This window comes from Streptomyces melanogenes, assembly GCF_014649795.1.
GTDB lineage: Bacteria > Actinomycetota > Actinomycetes > Streptomycetales > Streptomycetaceae > Streptomyces > Streptomyces noboritoensis.
The window spans coordinates 352592-369925 of record NZ_BMTS01000005.1; the positions used below are offsets into that span (position 1 = coordinate 352592).

A 17334-nucleotide genomic window follows, 5' to 3' on the forward strand; every position below is an offset into this window, starting at 1 on the left:
CCATGGACTTCGCATTCGACGCACGGACCCAAGAGCTGCGCGCCAAGCTGCTCACCTTCATGGAGCAGTACGTCTACCCGGCCGAGACCACCGCGCACGAGCAGCGGCTGCGGCTGAAGTCGCCGTGGGACACGCCCGCCGTGGTGGAGGAGCTGAAGGCCGAGGCCCGCAGCCAGGGCCTGTGGAACCTCTTCCTGCCGGACGCCGAGCACGGCGCCGGGCTCAGCAACCTCCAGTACGCGCCGCTCGCCGAGATCACCGGCCGCTCCCCGCACCTGGCGCCCACCGCCCTCAACTGCGCGGCGCCGGACACCGGGAACATGGAGGTGCTCGCCCAGTTCGGCTCGGACGAGCAGCAGAAGCGGTGGCTGGAGCCGCTGCTGGCCGGGGAGATCCGCTCCGCCTTCGCGATGACCGAGCCGGAGGTGGCCTCCTCGGACGCCACCAACATCGAGACCCGGATCGCCAAGGAGGGTGACGAGTACGTCATCACCGGGCGCAAGTGGTACATCTCCGGCGCGATGAACCCGGACTGCAAGATCTTCATCGTGATGGGCAAGACCGACCCGGACAACGCGGACGTCCGCCGCCAGCAGTCGATGGTGCTGGTGCCGCGCGACACCCCGGGCGTCGAGGTCCGCCGCGCGATGCAGGTGTACGGATACGAGGACCACTCCCACGGCGGCCACGCCGAGGTCGTCTTCCACGGGGCGCGGGTGCCCGTGGAGAACCTGGTGGGCGAGGAGGGCGGCGGCTTCGCCATCGCCCAGGCCCGCCTCGGGCCCGGCCGGATCCACCACTGCATGCGGCTGATCGGCATGGCCGAGCGGGCCATCGAGCTGATGTGCCGGCGGGCGGTGGCGCGTACCGCGTTCGGCAAGCCGATCGCCCAGCAGGGCGTGGTGCAGGAGTGGATCGCGGACGCGCGCGTGGCGGTGGAGCAGTTGCGGCTGCTCGTCCTGAAGACCGCCTGGCTGATGGACACCGTGGGCAACCGCGGCGCCCACACCGAGATCCAGGCCATCAAGATCGCCACGCCCCGCACGGTCCTCGACATCATCGACAAGGCCGTCCAGGTCCACGGCGCGGGCGGGGTGAGCCAGGACTTCCCGCTCGCCGAACTGTGGGCGGCGGCCCGCACCCTGCGCATCGCCGACGGCCCGGACGAGGTGCACCAGCGCTCGCTGGCCCGCCGGGAGCTGAAGAAGTACCTGTAGCCCTACGGACGCAGTGCCCGCAGCAGCAGGTCGGCGAGGTGGTCGGCGACCTGCTGCGGGGTGAGCGGGCCGTCCGGCCGGTACCAGGTGGACAGGTGGTGGACCGACCCGAAGTGGTAGTCCACCACCAGGTCCGCCGGGGTGGCCGTGGAGAACACCCCGGCCGCCTGGCCCTCCTCGATCAGGGCCCGGAACCGCTCGTGGTAGCGCCGCCGCTCGACCCGCACCTGCTTGTTCTTCTCGGGGCTGAGGTGGTGCATCGAGCGGAAGAAGATCGACGCGTCGTCGAGGTTCTCGATGGTGGTGACCACCACGTCGGCCGCCGCGTCGCGCAGCCGCCGCTCGACCGGCGCGTCCGCGTCCGCGAAGGCGTCGAGCCGCTCCTGCTGGAGGCGCAGCACGCGCGCGTACACCTCCTGGAGCAGGTCCTCCTTGGAGCCGAAGTAGTGGTAGAGCGCCCCCTTGGTGACGCCCGCCGCCTCGACGATCTCCTGGACGGAGGTCCTGTCGTACCCGTTCTCGGCGAAGAGGCGGGTGGCGGCGGCCAGCAGCCTCTGGGGGACGGGGGTGCCGCTCCCGTCCGTCGTCCTGGCCATGCCGTCGCCGCCTCTCCTGGTCCACCCGTTGTTTTTGCGCCGTTCTAGTGGCGAGAACGCAGTTCCCGCCTGAGGATCTTCCCACTCGCCGTCTTGGGAAGCTCCGCGAGTACCTCGACCTGCCGGGGATATTTGTACGCCGCCAGCCGCTCCTCGCAGTACGCGGAGAGCTCGCCGGGGGTGGCCTCGGCGCCGGGGCGCAGGCTCACGTACGCCTTCACGTTCTCGCCCCGGTACGGGTCGGGGACGCCGACGACGGCCGCCTCGCGCACCGCCGGGTGGCCGTAGAGCACGTCCTCGACCTCGCGCGGCCATACCTTGAAGCCGGACGCGTTGATCATGTCCTTCTTGCGGTCGACGACGTAGAGCCAGCCGTCCCGGTCCATGAACCCGATGTCGCCGGTGCGCAGTTCGCCGTCCGGGAAGGTCTCGGCGGTGGCCTCGGGGCGGCGCCAGTAGCCGGGCACGACCTGCGGGCCGCGCACCACGATCTCGCCCTGCTCGCCCAGCGCCACCTCCTCGCCCTCCTCGTCGACGATCCGTACGACCGTCTCGGGGCCGGGCAGGCCGACCGAGAGGGTGCCCGAGACCGGGTCGACCGGGGCCTCCCGCTCCGGCGGCACCGAGGCGCAGGGGGCGGTGCACTCGGTGAGCCCGTAGCCGTTGCGCAGATACGGGCCGAACGCCGCCCGGAACTTCTCCACCAGCGCGGGCGGCACCGGTGCGCCGCCCGAGGAGATCACCCGGAAGGAGTCGAAGTGGTCGCGGGTGACGCCGGGCGCGGCCGCCAGCGCCATGAAGGCGGTGGAGGGGCCCACGGTGTAGGCGGGCCGGTGCTCGGCGAAGGCGTCGAGGACCACGCCGGGGTGGAAGCGGTAGGCGAGGATCAGCGTGCCCGCGTTGGCGACGCACGCGGCGAGCTGGCAGACCATGCCGGTGATGTGGAAGAGCGGGGCCAGCGCGAAGTAGCCCGCGCCCTCGGCTATCGGGTGGCCGGTGCGCTGGCGCTCGGCGTTGTAGGTGATGCCCGCGTGGGTGTTCATGGCGCCCTTGGGGGTGCCGCTGGTCCCCGAGGTGTAGCTGATCAGCGCCGTGGCGTCGGGGGCCGGTTCGCGTCCGCCCGGGGCGGGCAGGCCGTGGCGGGCGACGGCCAGCAGGTCGTCGGTGTCGGCGGGGCGGGGCAGCCGCTCGAAGGCGAGCACCCGCGCGTCGTCGCGGCTCTGCAGGTCGAGCTCGCACGCGGTGAGCGCGATCCGGACGGGCGAGGCGGCCGCGGTGTCCCGCAGATACGCCTCCCACGCCCGGTCGGAGCAGATCAGCGCGGCGGCCTCGGAGTCGCCGAGCACATGCCCGACCTCGGCCGACTTGTACATCGGGTTGAGCGGGACGACGGTGGCGCCCGCCTTCCAGGCGCCGAGCAGCGCGATCACGAAGTGCGGGGTGTTCTGGAGCATGACGGCGACCCGGTCGCCGGGCTGGATGCCCCGGGCGGCGAGGTGCCCGGCCACCGAGTCGGAGAGCGCGTCGGTCTCGCGGTAGCTGAGCCGCCCGTCGAAGTAGGCGAGCGCGGTGCGGTCGGGGGCGCGCAGGACGGCGGCCCGGAAGGCGTGCACCACGCTGGCGGGCGGGCTGACGGGTGCCCGCTGGGCCTCGGTGAGCTGCCCGAGCCAGGGTTTTGACGCGTACGGAGAGGTCATGCGCCGCCCGCCTCCCACTTCTGCTGGAGGTGGTTCATGGAGGTGAGCCAGCGGTCCGGATCCCCGGCCCGCGCCCCGTAGTAGCCCGCCACCTCCGGGTGTGGCAGCACCAGGAACCGCTCCTCGGCGATCGCCGCGAACAGCGCGTCGGCGACGGCCGCCGGCTCGATCGCGGTCGGCGCGAGCACCAGGTCCCCGGCCGAGCCGGTGGCGGCCAGCATGTCGGTGCGCACGCCCTGCGGGCAGATCGCGTGGACCTTGACGCCCCGGTGGCGGTAGGTGAGCGAGAGCCACTCCGCGAAGGCGAGGGCGCCGTGCTTGGTGACGCTGTACGGGGCCGCGCCGATCATGGTGAGCAGCCCGGCCGCCGACACGGTCGACACGAACCGGCCGCCGCCGCGCTCCAGCCACTCGGGCAGCAGCTCGCGGGCGGCGCGGACGTGGGCCATCACGTTGACGTCCCAGGCGGCCTCCCAGACGTCCTCGGGCGCGGCCTCCGAACCGCCCGATCCCAGGCCCGCGTTGGCGCAGTACACGTCAATCGCCCCGCCCAGCGCCTCGCGGGCGAGCGGGACGACGCCGGAGGCGTCCCCGGGGACGGCGATCGCGCCGATCTCCTCGGCGGTCTTACGGGCCTTGGCCTCGTCGAGGTCGTTGACGACCACCCGGGCGCCCTCCGCCGCGAATCTGCGCGCGAGCGCGGCGCCGATGCCGCCGCCCGCCCCGGTGACCACCACTGCCGCGCCCTGGACGCCCTGGACCGAACCCATCGAGAATCCGCCTCTCCACATGCCGACTGGTGTGCAGACTAACCAGTCGGTATGTACGGACGGAAGGGGCCGTCGCGAACCGTCCCGTGCGGCTCGTTCCCCGTCGCGCGCCCGCGCGCTAGCGTGCGTGGCCATGACACCGCGAGCGGCCGTGGAGGTACGCCGATGAGCCTGTCCAGACGGGGCCTGCTGGCCGGAACGGGCACAGCGGCAGCGGGCGCGGTGGTCGCGGGGGCGGCCCCCGCCCACGCCCACCACCGCCCCGGGCCCGTGCGGACCGGCTTCGACCGGCTGGCCGCCGACGGCTACCGGGCGCTGGCGGGCCGCAAGGTGGGCGTGGTCACCAACCCGACCGGGGTGACCGCGGACGTCCGGCACATCGTGGACGTCATGCACGCCGACCCGCGCGTGGACCTGGTCGCGGTGTTCGGGCCCGAGCACGGCTTCCGGGGCACCGCGCAGGCGGGCGGCTCCGAGGGGCGCTACGACGACCCGGCGACCGGGCTTCCGGTCTACGACACGTACGGCGTGAGCGGGCAGGCGCTCGCCGCCGTGTTCACCGCGTCCGGTGTGGACACGGTCGTCTTCGACATCCAGGACGTGGGCGCACGCTTCTACACGTACATCTGGACGCTCTACGACTGCATGGAGGCCGCCGCGCTCGCCGGGAAGCGGTTCGTGGTCCTGGACCGGCCGAACCCGGTGACCGGGCGGACGGCGAGCGGGCCCGTGCTCGACAAGGCGTTCGCGACCTTCGTCGGGCGCGAGCCGATCGCGCAGGCGCACGGGATGACGGTGGGCGAGCTGGCGGGGCTCTTCGACGCCGAGTTCCTGGGCGGGCGCGTACGGGTGGAGACCGTACGGATGACCGGCTGGCGGCGGGACGGCTTCTTCGACTCCGCGGGGCTGCCCTGGGTCCCGCCGAGCCCCAACATGCCGACCCCCGACACCGCGCTCGTCTACGCGGGCACCTGCATGTTCGAGGGCACCAACCTCTCCGAGGGGCGCGGCACCACCCGGCCCTTCGAACTGCTCGGCGCCGAGGGGATCGACGGGCGCTGGGCAGCCGCCGTGAACGCCCTGGGGCTGCCGGGGGTCCGCTTCCGCGAGGCGTACTTCACGCCCACCTTCTCCAAGTTCCAGGGCAGGACGGTCGGCGGCGTCCAACTCCACGTCCACGACCGCGAGGCGTACGACCCGGTGCGCACCGGCGTCGCGCTCCTGGTGACGGCGAAGAAGGCGTGGAGCGGCTTCGCCTGGCGGCCGGACCACTGGATCGACAAGCTCACCGGGTCGGCGGCGGTCCGCACCCTGATCGACGCGGGCGCGGGCACCGACGAGGTGGTGGGCGCCTGGCAGACCGGGCTCACCGCGTTCCGCGCGACCCGGGCGCGGCATCTGCTGTACCGGTGAGGGGCCGGGGGAAAACCCCCGGGGCGGACGGTGGCTGGCGGGATGGGCCCGGCGCCCACCCGGCCGACAGGCTGGGGCCATGCATCTGTTCCACGACACCCACCATCGTCTGCGCCAGGCCTTACTCCTGCTGCTCGGCCTGACGCTCGGCGTGTTCACGGCGGCCGCCCCGGCGGCCCGGGCAGCCGAACCTCCCACTCCAGAACGCCAGTTGGCGCGGTCGGCCCAGCCCCTGGACGACCTGCGGCCGCTCGGCCGCATGGTCGGCTCGGCGGACATCGTGGGCCTGGGCGAGGCGACGCACAACTCGCACGAGTTCTTCGCGACCAAGCAGCGCGTGTTCCAGTACCTCGTCGAGAAGAAGGGCTTCACCACCTTCGCCCTGGAGACGGCCTGGTCCTCCGGAATGCGCGTCAACGCCTATGTGCTGCGCGGCGAGGGCGACCCCGAGCGGATCGTGCGCGAGGAGTTCCAGAGCTCGTACGCGATGTGGCAGACCCGGGAGTACCTGGACCTGATCCGCTGGATGCGCGCCTACAACCTGCACCACGACCGCAAGGTCCAGTTCATGGGCGACGACGTGGGCTACGCGGGCCCGCAGCTCTTCGACCGGGTGAGCGCGTACACCGCGAAGCGCTACCCCGCGCTGCTGCCCCGGCTGACCGCCCTCTACAAGGACTCGCGGCCCACGGCGGGCGTCGGCGACACCATGAACGACAGGCTCAAGCGCCCGCTCGCCGAGCGCAAGCGGCAGGCCGACGAGGTGCGCCGGGCCTACGAGCTGCTCGCGGCCCAGCGGCCCGGCCCCGACCGGGCCGAGCACGCCTGGATGCTCCAGTACGCGCGCACCGTCGCGCAGACCGGCGCCATGTGGGCGTTCGACTTCTTCGACGACGGCCAGCTGCGCGAGTCACGGCTCTACCGGGACCGGATCATGGCCGAGAACACCGTGTGGTGGCAGCGCCAGACCGGGCACAGGATGCTGCTCTCCGCGCACAACGGCCATGTCGGGTACGCCCCGACGCTCAGCGGCGAGTACCCGAAGGTGCAGGGCGCCTTCATCCGGGAGGCGGTCGGCTCCGCGTACATGAACATCGGGTTCACCTTCGGGCAGGGCTCGTTCAACGCCCTGGACCTGAACGACCCGGCCGAGCCGATCCGCGAGTTCACCGTCGGGCCGCCCGAGTCGGGCAGCAACGAGGAGGTCCTCGAACGGGTCTCGCCGCGCGACTACTACCTCGATCTGCGCAAGGTGGCGAACCCGGCCAAGGACTGGCTGGGCGCTTTCCGGCCGACGCGGTCCATCGGCAACTCCTGGCCGCAGGACGCCGAGCAGATGCAACTCGGTCCCTCGTTCGACGTACTGGTGCACCTCCACCGGGTGACGGCCGCGCACCGGCTCTGACCTCCTCGATCTCACCCCTTTCTCCCCTGTCCAGCGTATGGTCAGCCCTCCGGTCCGGCGGGACGATGTGAGGCCTCAGCCTCGCCCCATCGTCAGCGAACGGACCGGAGGGCCACCCCATGCCGGACATCGGAGTCGAGCCATATCGGGAGATCACCTTCGACGCGGACGGCGACGCCTCTCCGGCGGAGCGCGCGGCCCTCGCGGATCCGGACGTCACCGATCTGGTGATGTTCTCGCACGGCTGGAACAACACCCCGTCGGTCGCGACGGGCCTGTACCGCCACTTCTTCGCGCCCTTCCCCGGCCTGCTGGCCGAGGCGGGCCCGGCCGGGGCCGGGGTGCGCCTCGGGTACGCGGGCATCGTCTGGCCCTCCATCCGCTTCGCCGACGAGCAGATCCCGAACTTCCCGCACACCGCCCTGGCCGTGGAGCCGGGCGCGGGCCTGGACACGGCGACCGTGGACGCGCTCAAGCGGGCGTTCCCCGAGCACGGGGTGACCGTCGACGCACTGGCCCGGCTGCTCGACGAGCAGCCGGACTCGGAGGAGGCATTCCGCCAATTCGGGCTCCTCACACGCGAGTTGGTGTCGGATGACGAGGAATCGTCTGGCTTCGCCGACGACACCGTGGGCGACGGCGCGGGCGCGGCGGCGCTCCTCACGGACGAGATGCTCGGGCTGTGCCGGGAGTTCACGCTCGCCCTGTCCGACACCGGCATGCGGGTCGAACCGGGCCCGCCCGGCCCCTCGTTCTCGCTCGGCAACTCGCTCAAGCACCTGTGGAACGGCGCCAAGGAGGTGCTGCGGCAGACCACGTACTACGAGATGAAGCGCAGATCGGGCAAGGTCGGCCAGCTCGGGCTCGGGCCGCTGCTCGGCGAGCTCGCCCGGACCAGACCCGCGATGCGGATCCATCTGGTCGGGCACAGCCAGGGCGGGCGGCTGGTCGCGTTCGCGCTGAAGGGGCTGCCGGAGGGGGCCCGCAACGTCAAGTCGGTGACCCTGCTCGAAGGGGCCTTCTCGCACTACGCGTTCGCCGAGCGGCTGCCGTCGGGGCTCTCCGGGTCGGGCGCGCTGGCGGCCCTGCACCGGCGGGTCGACGGCCCGGTGGTCTCCTGCTACTCGCGCTTCGACACCGCGCTCGGGGTGATCTACCCGCTGGCGTCGAAGCTCGCCGGGGACTACCAGGGCCTGCTGCAGCTCGACCGCCGCTGGTGGGCGATCGGCCACGACGGCATCCAGTCGGTGGCCCCCTGCACCGAACTCACCCTGGCGGAGGTCCTACGGGACGGCGTCCCCGACTCCGGCTGCGTGAGCGTGAACGCGGAATCGGTGGTCCGCTCGGGCGGGCCCCCGTCGGGGGCCCACAGCGACATCTGCCATCCGGAGCTGGCGAGGGTGGTGCTGGCCGCGGGCCGGATTGGCTGCACCTGACAGCCCCCACCGGCCTGCGGCCAACGAACTCACCTGTGCGAGGCGAACTCCACCACCTGCTGATACGTCGGCCGGTTCTGCCAGTTGATCGAGTTCTGGCTGATCCCGCCCAACGGCCGCTGCACGACGGAATCGGCACACCACTGGTTGCCCGCCGCGCACCCACCGTCACCGGGATACACCTGCGCGGGCGTCTTCGCGGCAGCCTGCCCGAGCGTGTTGAGCAGCACGTCACGGCAGGCGGACAGCTGTCCCCCGCCGCAGTACGCCCGCCCCAGCGGACCCGCGACCGGCTCCCCCAGCACCGTCCGCAGATCCTTGTCCGCGTAACTCCACCACCCGTACTGGAAGGCGGATCCGGCGTGCGCCCCGGTCGGACCGTGCCCGGCTGACGGGGCCTCGTCGGTGGACAGGTTCGACGTGAGCGCCGAGTACAGCCCGTCCCCGAGCCCCGGCCGGAACTCGGCCTCGATCAGCAGCGGCCACCACGCGTCCATCAGCCGCACGGCGTCCGGGTGGGTGTAGGTGTGCGAGCCCTGCGCGGTCTCCCGGCGCTGGGACCCGTCGGCCTTCCACGACTCCAACTGCCCGACTGCCGTGGCCAGTTGCGGATCCGTGACGGGCGCGCTGCGGATGACCTTCAGGAGCTCGGGCAGCACGTCCTCGCCCCGCAGATCGGTGACGGCGGCCTGCGCCATCGCCCGGGTGAGCGCGGCCCGGGTCACCCCGCCCTGCGCGACCAGCGCCTTGACCCGGTCGTCGAGGAGGTTGCCCCGGTGCACCGAGCCGTTGCCGAACCCGGCGGACGTGTAGTCCTTGGCCTGCTTGTTGTTCCAGGAGATGTAGTAGTCCTGCCCCACGGACTGCGGGTGCTGGGCGGGCGGGGTGTAGTCGGCGGTGTTGTACGCCGGGTCGAAGCCCTGCCACTCGTAGGCGCGGTCGGCCGCGATCGGCAGCGACGGGTCGACGTCGGGGTTGCGGACCGGGTTCTTGCCGCTGTTGTAGTACGCGGCGGTGCGGGAGTCCGCGTAGAACCAGTTGAAGGCGTAGTCGACGTGCTGGGCGGCCTGCTGGAAGGTGGCCGCGTCCTTGACGTACGTCGGGTCGTTGAACATCTGGAAGCCGATGATCGAGTCGGCCTCGTGGCGGTAGGTCGAGCGCAGCGAGGTGTACGCGACCTGCTTGCCGCCGACCGTCGCGCGGGCGGAGACGATGCCGTAGTTGGTGCGCCAGACCTGCATCCGGTAGGAACCGGCGGCCGTGTTGTCGGCGGTGGTCGGCTTCCAGGCGTTGGTCTTCTCCAGCTTCTCCATCGGGGTGCACACGCCCCGGTAGAGGTAGTGGGCCTGGTCCTGGCAGAGTTCGACGGTGTAGGTGTCGGTGATGTCCTGCCCGGCGGAGGTGGCCGACCAGGCGTAGTCCTGGCCCCGGCCGAGCTGCACGTACATGCCGACGCCTGCGAAGGAGGCGCCCCGGGCGCTGATGCCCGGGCCCTGGATCTCCTGGAGCATCAGCAGCTGCGGCGCGAAGTAGCCGGTCTGCGGCCCGAAGACGGCGACCGGGTTGCCGCTGGCGGTGCGGCTGCCGGAGACGAGCAGCGCGTTGGACATCCCGCGCGGCTTGCCGATGTCGAAGCCGGGCAGCGCGCCGTTGTTGAAGATGCCCTTCAGGGGCTTGAGCCGCTCGGGGACGCGTACATCGGCTTTGGCCTTGGTGACCGCCGAGCCGGTGCGGTCGTAGACGAGCTGCTCGGGCACGACCGTGCCGGGGTCGGGCAGCGCGGTGCCGCGCGCGTTGGCGGGCTTGGTGGCGTACGGGAAGCTGGTGCCGTCGTGGATCGTGAGCGCGGCCTCGGGGTCGTTGCGCTCGCGGAAGGACTCCCAGACCTTGGTGCCCTCGGCGACGCCGTACTTGGCCTGCGCGGCCTGGAGCGAGAGCGCGGCCTGCACCTCGCCGCCACCGCCCCCGCCGAACAACCCGCCGACGACGGAGGCGAGCGCGATCAGGTCGGTGACCTTGAACGGCTGGATCTCCCCCACGTTGGTGATGGCGTCGATCTTGCCGGTGAGGACGTACTCGCCGGGGAAGTACCGGCCGTCCTTGGACTGCTTGGCGTAGGCGTTGATGCCGTCCACGTACGCCTGCGCGTCGGCCATCGCCTGCTCGCCGCGCGGGCCGTTGGTGGTACGGATCCGGTCGACCTGGGCCTGGAGGTCGGCCTCGGTGTACGGGGCCTGCGGCCAGAACTCCTGCTCCAGGCCCTGGTTGGCGAGCGCGCCGCCCGCGAACGAGGTGAGCTCGCCGCGCCCGATGTGCCGGAACAGGTCCATCAGCCACAGCCGGTCCTGGCCGGCCGCGTACCCGGCGCCGTACTCGGTTCCGTACCGGGTGGTGCCCTTGATGTGCGGGACGCCGGTGGCCTTGTCGCGGGTGATGGTGACGTCGGGGCGCGGGGAGCTGGTGGAGGCCACCTGGCCGCCGGGCACCCCGAAGGAGGCGTCGTTGAAGAAGGAGTTGAGCTTGTCGTCGGTGAGCGTGGACTGGCCGGCGACGAGCGCGTCGTACTTGCCGAGCTGGTCGTCGCTGTGCGCGGGATGGGTGCCGAAGGCCTTGTTGCCGAGGATCTCGACGAGGGTGGCGTTGCCGTTCTCGCCGGGCGGCAGGATGTCGCCGCAGCGCCCCAGGCAGTAGTCGCTGTTGGGCGGTTCGGCGGCGCCGGCCTGGCCGAGGGGGGCGAGCAGGGCGGCCGCGAGGGCGATCACGGTGGCGGCGGTGGCGGTTCTGAGCCGTGCGGTGGGTCGTCGCATGCGTGCTCCTAGTGAGGACCGATGCGGCGGAGGTTACTGAGGGGTACCGCAGGAGGGAAGATGAACACGCGTCACCTTTCCCGAACGTGCGTGACCTTCCCGGAATCACCACAGGGCGACCGGGTGGGGCGCCCGGAGCATACGGGGGGCGTGCGACGGATTCCGGTCAGCGCCGCCTGATGGGGCCCATCGGATTTTCGATGGAGCCGGATCGGGTAGCCGTACGTCCATTCCTCGACGCCGAGCATTCGCCGAAGTGATGAGCGACGGAGGTGGCAGGGCCATGGCTGGTTTCCGCAGCCTTGCGAGACAGGTGCGCGACCCAGGGAACGATCTCGCACTGCGCCGGTATTCGCTGCGCAAGTGCCTTGAGCGCTTCGCCCCTTATGGACACCGGGCGACCTGGGACCACCTGTGTGTGCGGCACGGCATCGGGCCCGAGGACCGGGCGCCCGATCCGGCGCGGCTGGTGGCCGCGCTCGACGAGCTGGAGGCGGCGCGGGCCGTCTGGCTCGGATACGAAGCGGAGTTCGCGGCCCGCAGGAAGCGTGAGAAGCACGCCGGCCTGCGGATCCCCGGCTCCTTCGACGACTGGCACCGGCGCACCTGGGGCGGTTTCGGGGTGGCCTGGTGCGACGACCCGTCGGTGCATCCGGAGCAGGCGCTGGCCGAGGTGCTCGGCCGGATCATCGCGGCGCTGCGGACGGTGCCGGGCGCGGGCTGCCCGGTGTGCGGCGGGCGGGCGCTGGTGTGGCAGCGGGACCTGGCCCACGACCCGTGGTGCGGCCCGGTCTGCACGGGCTGCGGAATCCTGGTGCCGCAGCCGGTGCTCACCGCCGAGGCGCTGGTGCGCGCCAAGTCGGTACGGCGCGGGGCGCTGGCATCGGTGGCATGAGACACGTGGGGGCGGATGCGGCCTAGGGCCTGTCGTCGAATTCCCGTCGTCGCCCGAAGGGCGGCCCGGCGGTGTCTGGTGCGTGCTCTCGGCGTGCCGGGTGGGAGCCCTCGTACTGGACGTACGAGGGCTTTCGCCCGGTGCGGCGAGTGGGGGTCCCCCCTGCTCGAAGAGCTTGGGGGAGCGTGCCAGGCGTCGCCGGGCAGACGGGAATTCGACGACAGGCCCTAGGGCCGTGGGGGCCGCCCCCGCGATGTTGGGGCGAGCGCTTCCCGTACGCCTAACAGGTCTCGCAGGACGGGGCCTCGGCCGCGACGGCCCGCTTCTTCTTGCGCTCGGGCAGCAGCCGCGAGCCGGTGAGGTGGTCGCCGGAGATGTCGTCCGGGTTGGACAGGACACAGGTCTCCAGGGACAGGCACCCGCAGCCGATGCAGTCGGTGAGGTGGTTGCGCAGCCGGTTCAACTGCTTGATGCGCTCGTCGAGTTCGGAGCGCCAGGTCTCGGAGAGCCGCGCCCAGTCCTCGCGGGTCGGGGTGCGCTCCTCGGGGAGTTCGGCGAGGGCGTCCCGGATCGTGGCGAGCGGGATGCCCACGCGCTGGGCGGCCCGCACGAAGGCGACGCGGCGCAGCACGTCACGGCTGTAGCGGCGCTGGTTGCCCGAGGTGCGGCGGCTGCTGATCAGACCCTTGGACTCGTAGAAGTGCAGGGCGGACACGGCGGCCCCGCTGCGGGCGGACAGCTGACCGACCGTGAGCTCATGGACCTTCTCTGGAATCTGCGGCACTCCTCGAACCCTACTGCGCGGGTGCGATCACCGTTGACAGCGGGCACCGCCCCCAGCATGCTGAGCAAGCGCTTGGACAGTGGAGGCGCAAAGGCAGTCGAAGCATGCGAGAGAGGCAGGAACCGGGCATGGCAGAGCCGAGGATCTTCACCTCCGCCGACGAGCTGAAGGCCGGAGTGGGCGAGCCGCTCGGGTACAGCGACTGGTTGGAGATCGACCAGCACCGCATCGACCTCTTCGCCGACGCCACCGGCGACCACCAGTGGATCCACGTCGACCCGGCGCGCGCCGCGGCGGGCCCGTTCGGGACGACGATCGCGCACGGCTATCTGACGCTCTCGCTCCTGCCCGCCCTGGTGCCGCAGGTGCTGCGCGTCGAGGGCATGAAGATGGGCATCAACTACGGCACGGAGAAGGTCCGCTTCCCCGCCCCGGTCCCGGTCGGCTCCCGGCTGCGCGCCACGGCCGTCCTGACGAACGTCGAGGAGGCGGGCGGCGGCGTCCAGGTGACCGCGAAGGTCACGGTGGAGCGGGAGGGCGGCGAGAAGCCGGTGTGCGTGGCGGAGTCGGTGTCGCGGTACTTCTTCTGAGCGGCCCCGCCAGCCGTTACTTGGGCTGCGCCCCCACCATCCGCAGCACCAGGTCCGCGTAGAGCGCGCCGACCTCGTCCGGGGTGCGGCGGCCCTGGGTGTTGAACCAGCGGGCCACGTCGATGCAGAGCGACAGGACCGCGAGCGTGGTGCCGGGGACGTCCGGGACGTCGAACTCGCCCGCCGCCACGCCGTCGTTGAGGATGCGCCGCACGGCGGCGTCGCTGCGGCGGCGCAGGCCCACGATCTCGGTGCGATGCTCGGCGCCGAGCGCGTCGAGCTCGTACTGGACCACGCGGGCGGTCATGTGGTGCCCGGCGTGCCACCGCACGAAGGAGCGGACGGCGCCGTCGAGCCGCTCGGCGGCGGTGCCGGGGGCGGACGCCGCCGTCTCCAGGATCTCCAGGGCCTTGTCGTGGCCGATCCGGCTGATCCGGTGGAGCAGCTCTTCCTTGGTCTTGTAGTGGATGTAGAGCGCGGCCGGGCTCATCCCGGCGCGGCCCGCGATGTCACGGGTCGTCGTGGCGTGGTAGCCGCGCTCCGCGAAGGCCTCCACGGCGGCGACCAGCAGCCTCCGGGCGGCCTCGGGCGTGACCTCGCCCCACGGCTTGTCCTCGCCGCCCACCGTCTGCTCCGCCGCGTCCATCGCTGCCCCTTCCTTCGGACGAACACCATACCCCGACGGTGAGCAAGCGCTTAGATCGTGCGGCTACAGCTTCTGGAAGGGGTCGTGCTCGGCCAGCAGCTTCTCCAGGCGGGCCTGGTCGACCCGGCTGACGATCTGCCCGGCCTCCTGGCGGTCGCGGACCACCTTGGCGAGCGTGAAGGCGGAGGTGACGAGGTAGAGGACGGCGATCCCGAGGAACGCGCGCACCCAGGCGTCGGCCTGGAGCCGGGCGATGCCGATGGCGGTGGCGCTGATGGCGACGGCGAAGGACGCGACGGCCTGTCCGTAGTACGCGGCCGTGTTCTGCTGCTTGACCGGTGTCTCACTCATGGGCACAGGATGCGGCGGATGTGGCCGGGGCCACATCCGCTCGCGTACTCAGGACGTACTCAGAACACCGGGGCTCAGAACGCCGAGACGCCCGTCTCCGCCCGGCCGATGATCAGCTTCTGGATCTGGCTGGTGCCCTCGTACAGCGTCATCACGCGCGCGTCGCGCGCCAGCTTGCCGACCGGGTACTCGTCGATGTAGCCGTAACCGCCGTACACCTGAAGGGCGTTGTTGGCCGCGCGCACCGCCGCCTCGGAGGCGAACAGCTTCGCCTTGGAGGCGGCCGTGGCGAACTCCTCGCCCCGGTCGATGAGATCGGCGACCCGCCAGGTCAGCAGCCGGGCCGCGTCCACGTCCACGGAGATGTCGCTGATCAGCTCCTGGACCAGCTGGTAGTGCGCGATGGACCGGCCGAACTGCTCGCGCTGCCCCGCGTAGCCGACCGCCGCGTCCAGGGCCGCCCGGGCGATGCCGACGCAGCCCGCCGCCACCGACATCCGCCCCTTGGCCAGCGCCGACATGGCGATCGAGAAGCCCTTGCCCTCGGGCCCGAGCAGCGCGCTCGCGGGGACGCGCACGTCCTGGAGGACCACCTCCGCGGTCGCCTGGCCGCGCAGGCCGAGCTTGCCGTGGATGGGGCGGCGGCTGAGGCCGGGGGCGTCGGCCGGCACCAGGAAGGCGGAGACGCCCCGGTGGCCGGGGGTGTCGTTGGTGCGGGCGAACAGCAGCACCAGATCGGCCCAGGTGCCGTTGGTGATGAACATCTTGGAGCCGTTGATGACGTAGTCCCCGCCGTCGCGGACCGCGCGGGTGGCCAGGTTCCCGGCGTCCGAGCCGGTGCCGGGCTCGGTCAGGCCGAAGCAGCCGAGCGCCTCGCCCGAGGTCAGCCGCGGCAGCCAGGCCCGCTTCTGCTCCTCGCTGCCCCAGTGCGCGACCGTCTTGGCGACCAGGCCGAGCGATACGGAGACGATGCCGCGCACCGACGAGTCGCCGCGCCCCAGCTCCTCGGTCACCAGGCAGTACGCGAGGTGGTCGCCGCCGCTGCCGCCGTACTCCTCGGGGACGGTGAGCCCGAGGAACCCGAGCGCGCCCAGCTTCTTCACGATCGACCGGTCGACACTCTCGGCCCGGTCCCAGGCGGCGGCGTACGGAGTGACCTCGCGGGCGACGAAGTCCTCGGCGAGCCGCCGCACCGCGGCCTGCTCCTCGCTCAGCTCCAGGTTCATGTCGCTCGCACCCCAGGTGGTCCGGTCGTTCGGCGGTCCGGCGCATCGGCTCGGCCGCCGTTTAATTAGCGCTGCTAGTTTTCCGTGCGCAGGCCTACTATGTGCCGCATGGCCCGACCGCGCAAGCCCCTCCTCAGCCACGACCGCATCGTCGCGGCGGCGAGCGCGCTCGTGGACGCCGAAGGGCTCGCGGCCGTCTCGACCCGCCGCCTCGCCGCCGAGCTGGGCGTGAGCGGGCCCTCCCTCTACAACCACTTCCGGACGAAGGACGAGATCCTGGAGGCGGTCGCGGACGCGACCTCCGCTCAGGTCGACCTGTCGATGTTCGAGGCGGGCGATCCCCGGGGCTGGCGCACCGCGCTGCACGACTGGGCCGTCGCCTACCGCGCGGTCCTCACCCGCCACCCCAACATCGTCCCGGTGCTCGCCCAGGGTCCCGGCCGCCGCCCGGCGGGCCTGCGGCTGGCCGACGCGGTGTTCGGCGCGATGGTCGCGGCGGGCTGGCCGCCCGCGCAGGCCACCCGGATCGGCGCGCTGATGCGCTACTTCGTCATGGGCTCGGCCCTCGGCTCCTTCGCCCGGGGCTTCGTGGACGACGAGACGGCGTACGACCCGGCCGACTACCCCCACCTCGGCCAGGCGCATCTGCTGGCCGAGCGGCAGGAGGAGATCGACGAGGGCGCGTTCGACACCGGCCTGCGGGCGCTCCTGGACGGGCTCCAGACGCAGTACGACGCGCTGCCCCGGCGGACCGCCGCCCACGGTTCGGCCCCCGCCAAAGGGTGACGGCGGCATCCTGGAGGTATGACAACCACAGCGGGATCGGGACTCGCCGCGTTCGCCTCGCTGCTCGCCGACGAGACCCGGGCGGCCTTCTGCCTGGCGCTGCTCGACGGGCGGGCCTGGACGGCCGGGGAGCTGGCGCGGTACGCGAAGGTCGCCCCCTCCACGGCCAGTGAGCACCTGGGCAAACTGGTGGCGGGCGGGCTGCTCTCCGAGGAGCGGCAGGGGCGCCACCGGTACGTCCGCCTGGCCGACGCCGGGGTCGCCCACCTCGTCGAGGAGCTGGCGGCCCGTACGGCGCCCGCGCCGCCGCGGAACCTGCGGGCCGCGTCGGCGGGCAGCGCGATGGCCCGCGGGCGCACCTGCTACGACCACCTCGCCGGCCGCCTCGGCATCGCCGTCACGGACGCGATGACGGTACGGGGGCTGCTCACCCAGGACGCCGGGTTCTCGCTGACGCGCGAAGGGGTGCGCTGGTACGGGGAGTTGGGGCTCCCCCTCGACCGCAAGGGCAAGCGCCCGCTGGTGCGCTCGTGCCTGGACTGGACCGAGCGCCGCCCCCATCTGGCCGGGGTGGCCGGGGCCGTGCTGTGCGCGCACGCGCTGGACGCCGGCTGGTGCGTACGGATCGGCTCGGAGCGGGCGGTTTGGGTGACGCCGGAGGGCGAGGAGGCCCTGGGCGAGCTGCTCGGGATCGAGAAGGCGAGCCTGCGGTGAC

Annotated in this window: 16 protein-coding genes; 8 read left to right on the forward strand and 8 right to left on the reverse strand. The window is 72.3% G+C overall.

The window, feature by feature from the left end:
• Positions 1-2: 2 nt before the first annotated feature.
• Entirely contained in the window at positions 3-1217 is a 1215-nt protein-coding gene (locus IE252_RS14040) for an acyl-CoA dehydrogenase family protein (protein ID WP_190089696.1), read from the forward strand.
• A gap of 2 nt (positions 1218-1219) precedes the next feature.
• On the opposite strand, the gene IE252_RS14045 is transcribed toward IE252_RS14040, so the two are convergent.
• From IE252_RS14045 to IE252_RS14055, 3 genes are read right to left on the reverse strand one after another with little or no spacing between them, the layout of a single operon-like run.
• Complete coding sequence (locus tag IE252_RS14045; RefSeq protein ID WP_190089697.1) at positions 1220-1813, reverse strand: TetR/AcrR family transcriptional regulator; 594 nt, start codon at positions 1811-1813, stop codon at positions 1220-1222.
• A 44-nt stretch (positions 1814-1857) separates the two neighbouring features.
• Complete coding sequence (locus tag IE252_RS14050) at positions 1858-3510, reverse strand: class I adenylate-forming enzyme family protein (RefSeq protein WP_190089698.1); 1653 nt, start codon at positions 3508-3510, stop codon at positions 1858-1860.
• Positions 3507-4280 (reverse strand): SDR family oxidoreductase, encoded by a 774-nt coding sequence (locus IE252_RS14055; protein WP_190089699.1) that lies wholly within the window; start codon positions 4278-4280, stop codon positions 3507-3509. Before IE252_RS14055 ends, IE252_RS14050 begins: the two co-directional genes overlap by 4 nt.
• Positions 4281-4445: 165 nt before the next feature.
• On the opposite strand from IE252_RS14055, the gene IE252_RS14060 reads away from it, so the two are divergent.
• The 3 genes from IE252_RS14060 (at position 4446) to IE252_RS14070 (ending at position 8534) form a co-directional block, all read left to right on the forward strand.
• The gene (locus IE252_RS14060; protein ID WP_190089700.1) at positions 4446-5693 is read left to right on the forward strand and encodes an exo-beta-N-acetylmuramidase NamZ family protein; all 1248 of its coding nucleotides are present in this window, start codon (positions 4446-4448) and stop codon (positions 5691-5693) included.
• A gap of 79 nt (positions 5694-5772) precedes the next feature.
• Positions 5773-7098, forward strand: coding sequence for an erythromycin esterase family protein (locus tag IE252_RS14065; RefSeq protein ID WP_190089701.1), 1326 nt, complete (start codon positions 5773-5775; stop codon positions 7096-7098).
• Positions 7099-7217: 119 nt separating this feature from the next.
• Positions 7218-8534, forward strand: coding sequence for a lipase family protein (locus IE252_RS14070; RefSeq protein ID WP_190089702.1), 1317 nt, complete (start codon positions 7218-7220; stop codon positions 8532-8534).
• 29 nt (positions 8535-8563) lie between these two features.
• On the opposite strand, the gene IE252_RS14075 is transcribed toward IE252_RS14070, so the two are convergent.
• The gene (locus IE252_RS14075; RefSeq protein ID WP_190089703.1) at positions 8564-11341 is read right to left on the reverse strand and encodes a penicillin acylase family protein; all 2778 of its coding nucleotides are present in this window, start codon (positions 11339-11341) and stop codon (positions 8564-8566) included.
• A gap of 283 nt (positions 11342-11624) precedes the next feature.
• On the opposite strand from IE252_RS14075, the gene IE252_RS14080 reads away from it, so the two are divergent.
• Complete coding sequence (locus IE252_RS14080; RefSeq protein ID WP_190089704.1) at positions 11625-12236, forward strand: hypothetical protein; 612 nt, start codon at positions 11625-11627, stop codon at positions 12234-12236.
• 280 nt (positions 12237-12516) lie between these two features.
• Here the strand turns inward: IE252_RS14080 and soxR are convergent, their stop codons facing one another.
• The gene (gene soxR / locus IE252_RS14085; protein WP_190089705.1) at positions 12517-13020 is read right to left on the reverse strand and encodes a redox-sensitive transcriptional activator SoxR; all 504 of its coding nucleotides are present in this window, start codon (positions 13018-13020) and stop codon (positions 12517-12519) included.
• A gap of 128 nt (positions 13021-13148) precedes the next feature.
• Between soxR and IE252_RS14090 the strand changes: the two genes are divergently transcribed.
• Entirely contained in the window at positions 13149-13610 is a 462-nt protein-coding gene (locus IE252_RS14090; protein ID WP_101387567.1) for a MaoC family dehydratase, read from the forward strand.
• A 16-nt stretch (positions 13611-13626) separates the two neighbouring features.
• Here IE252_RS14090 and IE252_RS14095 read toward each other — a convergent pair whose 3' ends face one another.
• The 3 genes from IE252_RS14095 to IE252_RS14105 all read right to left on the reverse strand — a co-directional run bounded on the left by IE252_RS14095 (position 13627) and on the right by IE252_RS14105 (position 15833).
• Positions 13627-14256, reverse strand: a complete 630-nt coding sequence (locus IE252_RS14095; RefSeq protein ID WP_190089706.1) for a TetR/AcrR family transcriptional regulator — start codon at positions 14254-14256, stop codon at positions 13627-13629.
• Between the two features lie 63 nt (positions 14257-14319).
• A complete protein-coding gene (locus IE252_RS14100) occupies positions 14320-14607 on the reverse strand; it encodes a YiaA/YiaB family inner membrane protein (RefSeq protein WP_101387569.1) in 288 nt (95 codons plus the stop codon).
• A 74-nt stretch (positions 14608-14681) separates the two neighbouring features.
• Positions 14682-15833, reverse strand: a complete 1152-nt coding sequence (locus IE252_RS14105) for an acyl-CoA dehydrogenase family protein (protein ID WP_190089707.1) — start codon at positions 15831-15833, stop codon at positions 14682-14684.
• Positions 15834-15941: 108 nt separating this feature from the next.
• Between IE252_RS14105 and IE252_RS14110 the strand changes: the two genes are divergently transcribed.
• Entirely contained in the window at positions 15942-16619 is a 678-nt protein-coding gene (locus IE252_RS14110; protein WP_190089708.1) for a TetR/AcrR family transcriptional regulator, read from the forward strand.
• A gap of 18 nt (positions 16620-16637) precedes the next feature.
• Entirely contained in the window at positions 16638-17333 is a 696-nt protein-coding gene (locus IE252_RS14115) for an ArsR/SmtB family transcription factor (RefSeq protein WP_190089709.1), read from the forward strand.
• The last annotated feature ends 1 nt before the right edge of the window (position 17334 follow it).

Excerpts from the sequence above, each read along its gene's own strand:
- IE252_RS14110 (WP_190089708.1), top strand. The coding sequence starts at position 15,942 with ATGGCCCGACCGCGCAAGCCCCTCCTCAGCCACGACCGCATCGTCGCG.
- IE252_RS14045 (WP_190089697.1), bottom strand. The coding sequence starts at position 1,813 with ATGGCCAGGACGACGGACGGGAGCGGCACCCCCGTCCCCCAGAGGCTG.
- IE252_RS14115 (WP_190089709.1), top strand. The coding sequence starts at position 16,638 with ATGACAACCACAGCGGGATCGGGACTCGCCGCGTTCGCCTCGCTGCTC.
- IE252_RS14070 (WP_190089702.1), top strand. The coding sequence starts at position 7,218 with ATGCCGGACATCGGAGTCGAGCCATATCGGGAGATCACCTTCGACGCG.
- IE252_RS14095 (WP_190089706.1), bottom strand. The coding sequence starts at position 14,256 with ATGGACGCGGCGGAGCAGACGGTGGGCGGCGAGGACAAGCCGTGGGGC.
- IE252_RS14105 (WP_190089707.1), bottom strand. The coding sequence starts at position 15,833 with ATGAACCTGGAGCTGAGCGAGGAGCAGGCCGCGGTGCGGCGGCTCGCC.
- IE252_RS14090 (WP_101387567.1), top strand. The coding sequence starts at position 13,149 with ATGGCAGAGCCGAGGATCTTCACCTCCGCCGACGAGCTGAAGGCCGGA.
- IE252_RS14060 (WP_190089700.1), top strand. The coding sequence starts at position 4,446 with ATGAGCCTGTCCAGACGGGGCCTGCTGGCCGGAACGGGCACAGCGGCA.
- IE252_RS14075 (WP_190089703.1), bottom strand. The coding sequence starts at position 11,341 with ATGCGACGACCCACCGCACGGCTCAGAACCGCCACCGCCGCCACCGTG.
- IE252_RS14050 (WP_190089698.1), bottom strand. The coding sequence starts at position 3,510 with ATGACCTCTCCGTACGCGTCAAAACCCTGGCTCGGGCAGCTCACCGAG.
- IE252_RS14100 (WP_101387569.1), bottom strand. The coding sequence starts at position 14,607 with ATGAGTGAGACACCGGTCAAGCAGCAGAACACGGCCGCGTACTACGGA.
- IE252_RS14055 (WP_190089699.1), bottom strand. The coding sequence starts at position 4,280 with ATGGGTTCGGTCCAGGGCGTCCAGGGCGCGGCAGTGGTGGTCACCGGG.
- IE252_RS14080 (WP_190089704.1), top strand. The coding sequence starts at position 11,625 with ATGGCTGGTTTCCGCAGCCTTGCGAGACAGGTGCGCGACCCAGGGAAC.
- IE252_RS14040 (WP_190089696.1), top strand. The coding sequence starts at position 3 with ATGGACTTCGCATTCGACGCACGGACCCAAGAGCTGCGCGCCAAGCTG.
- IE252_RS14065 (WP_190089701.1), top strand. The coding sequence starts at position 5,773 with ATGCATCTGTTCCACGACACCCACCATCGTCTGCGCCAGGCCTTACTC.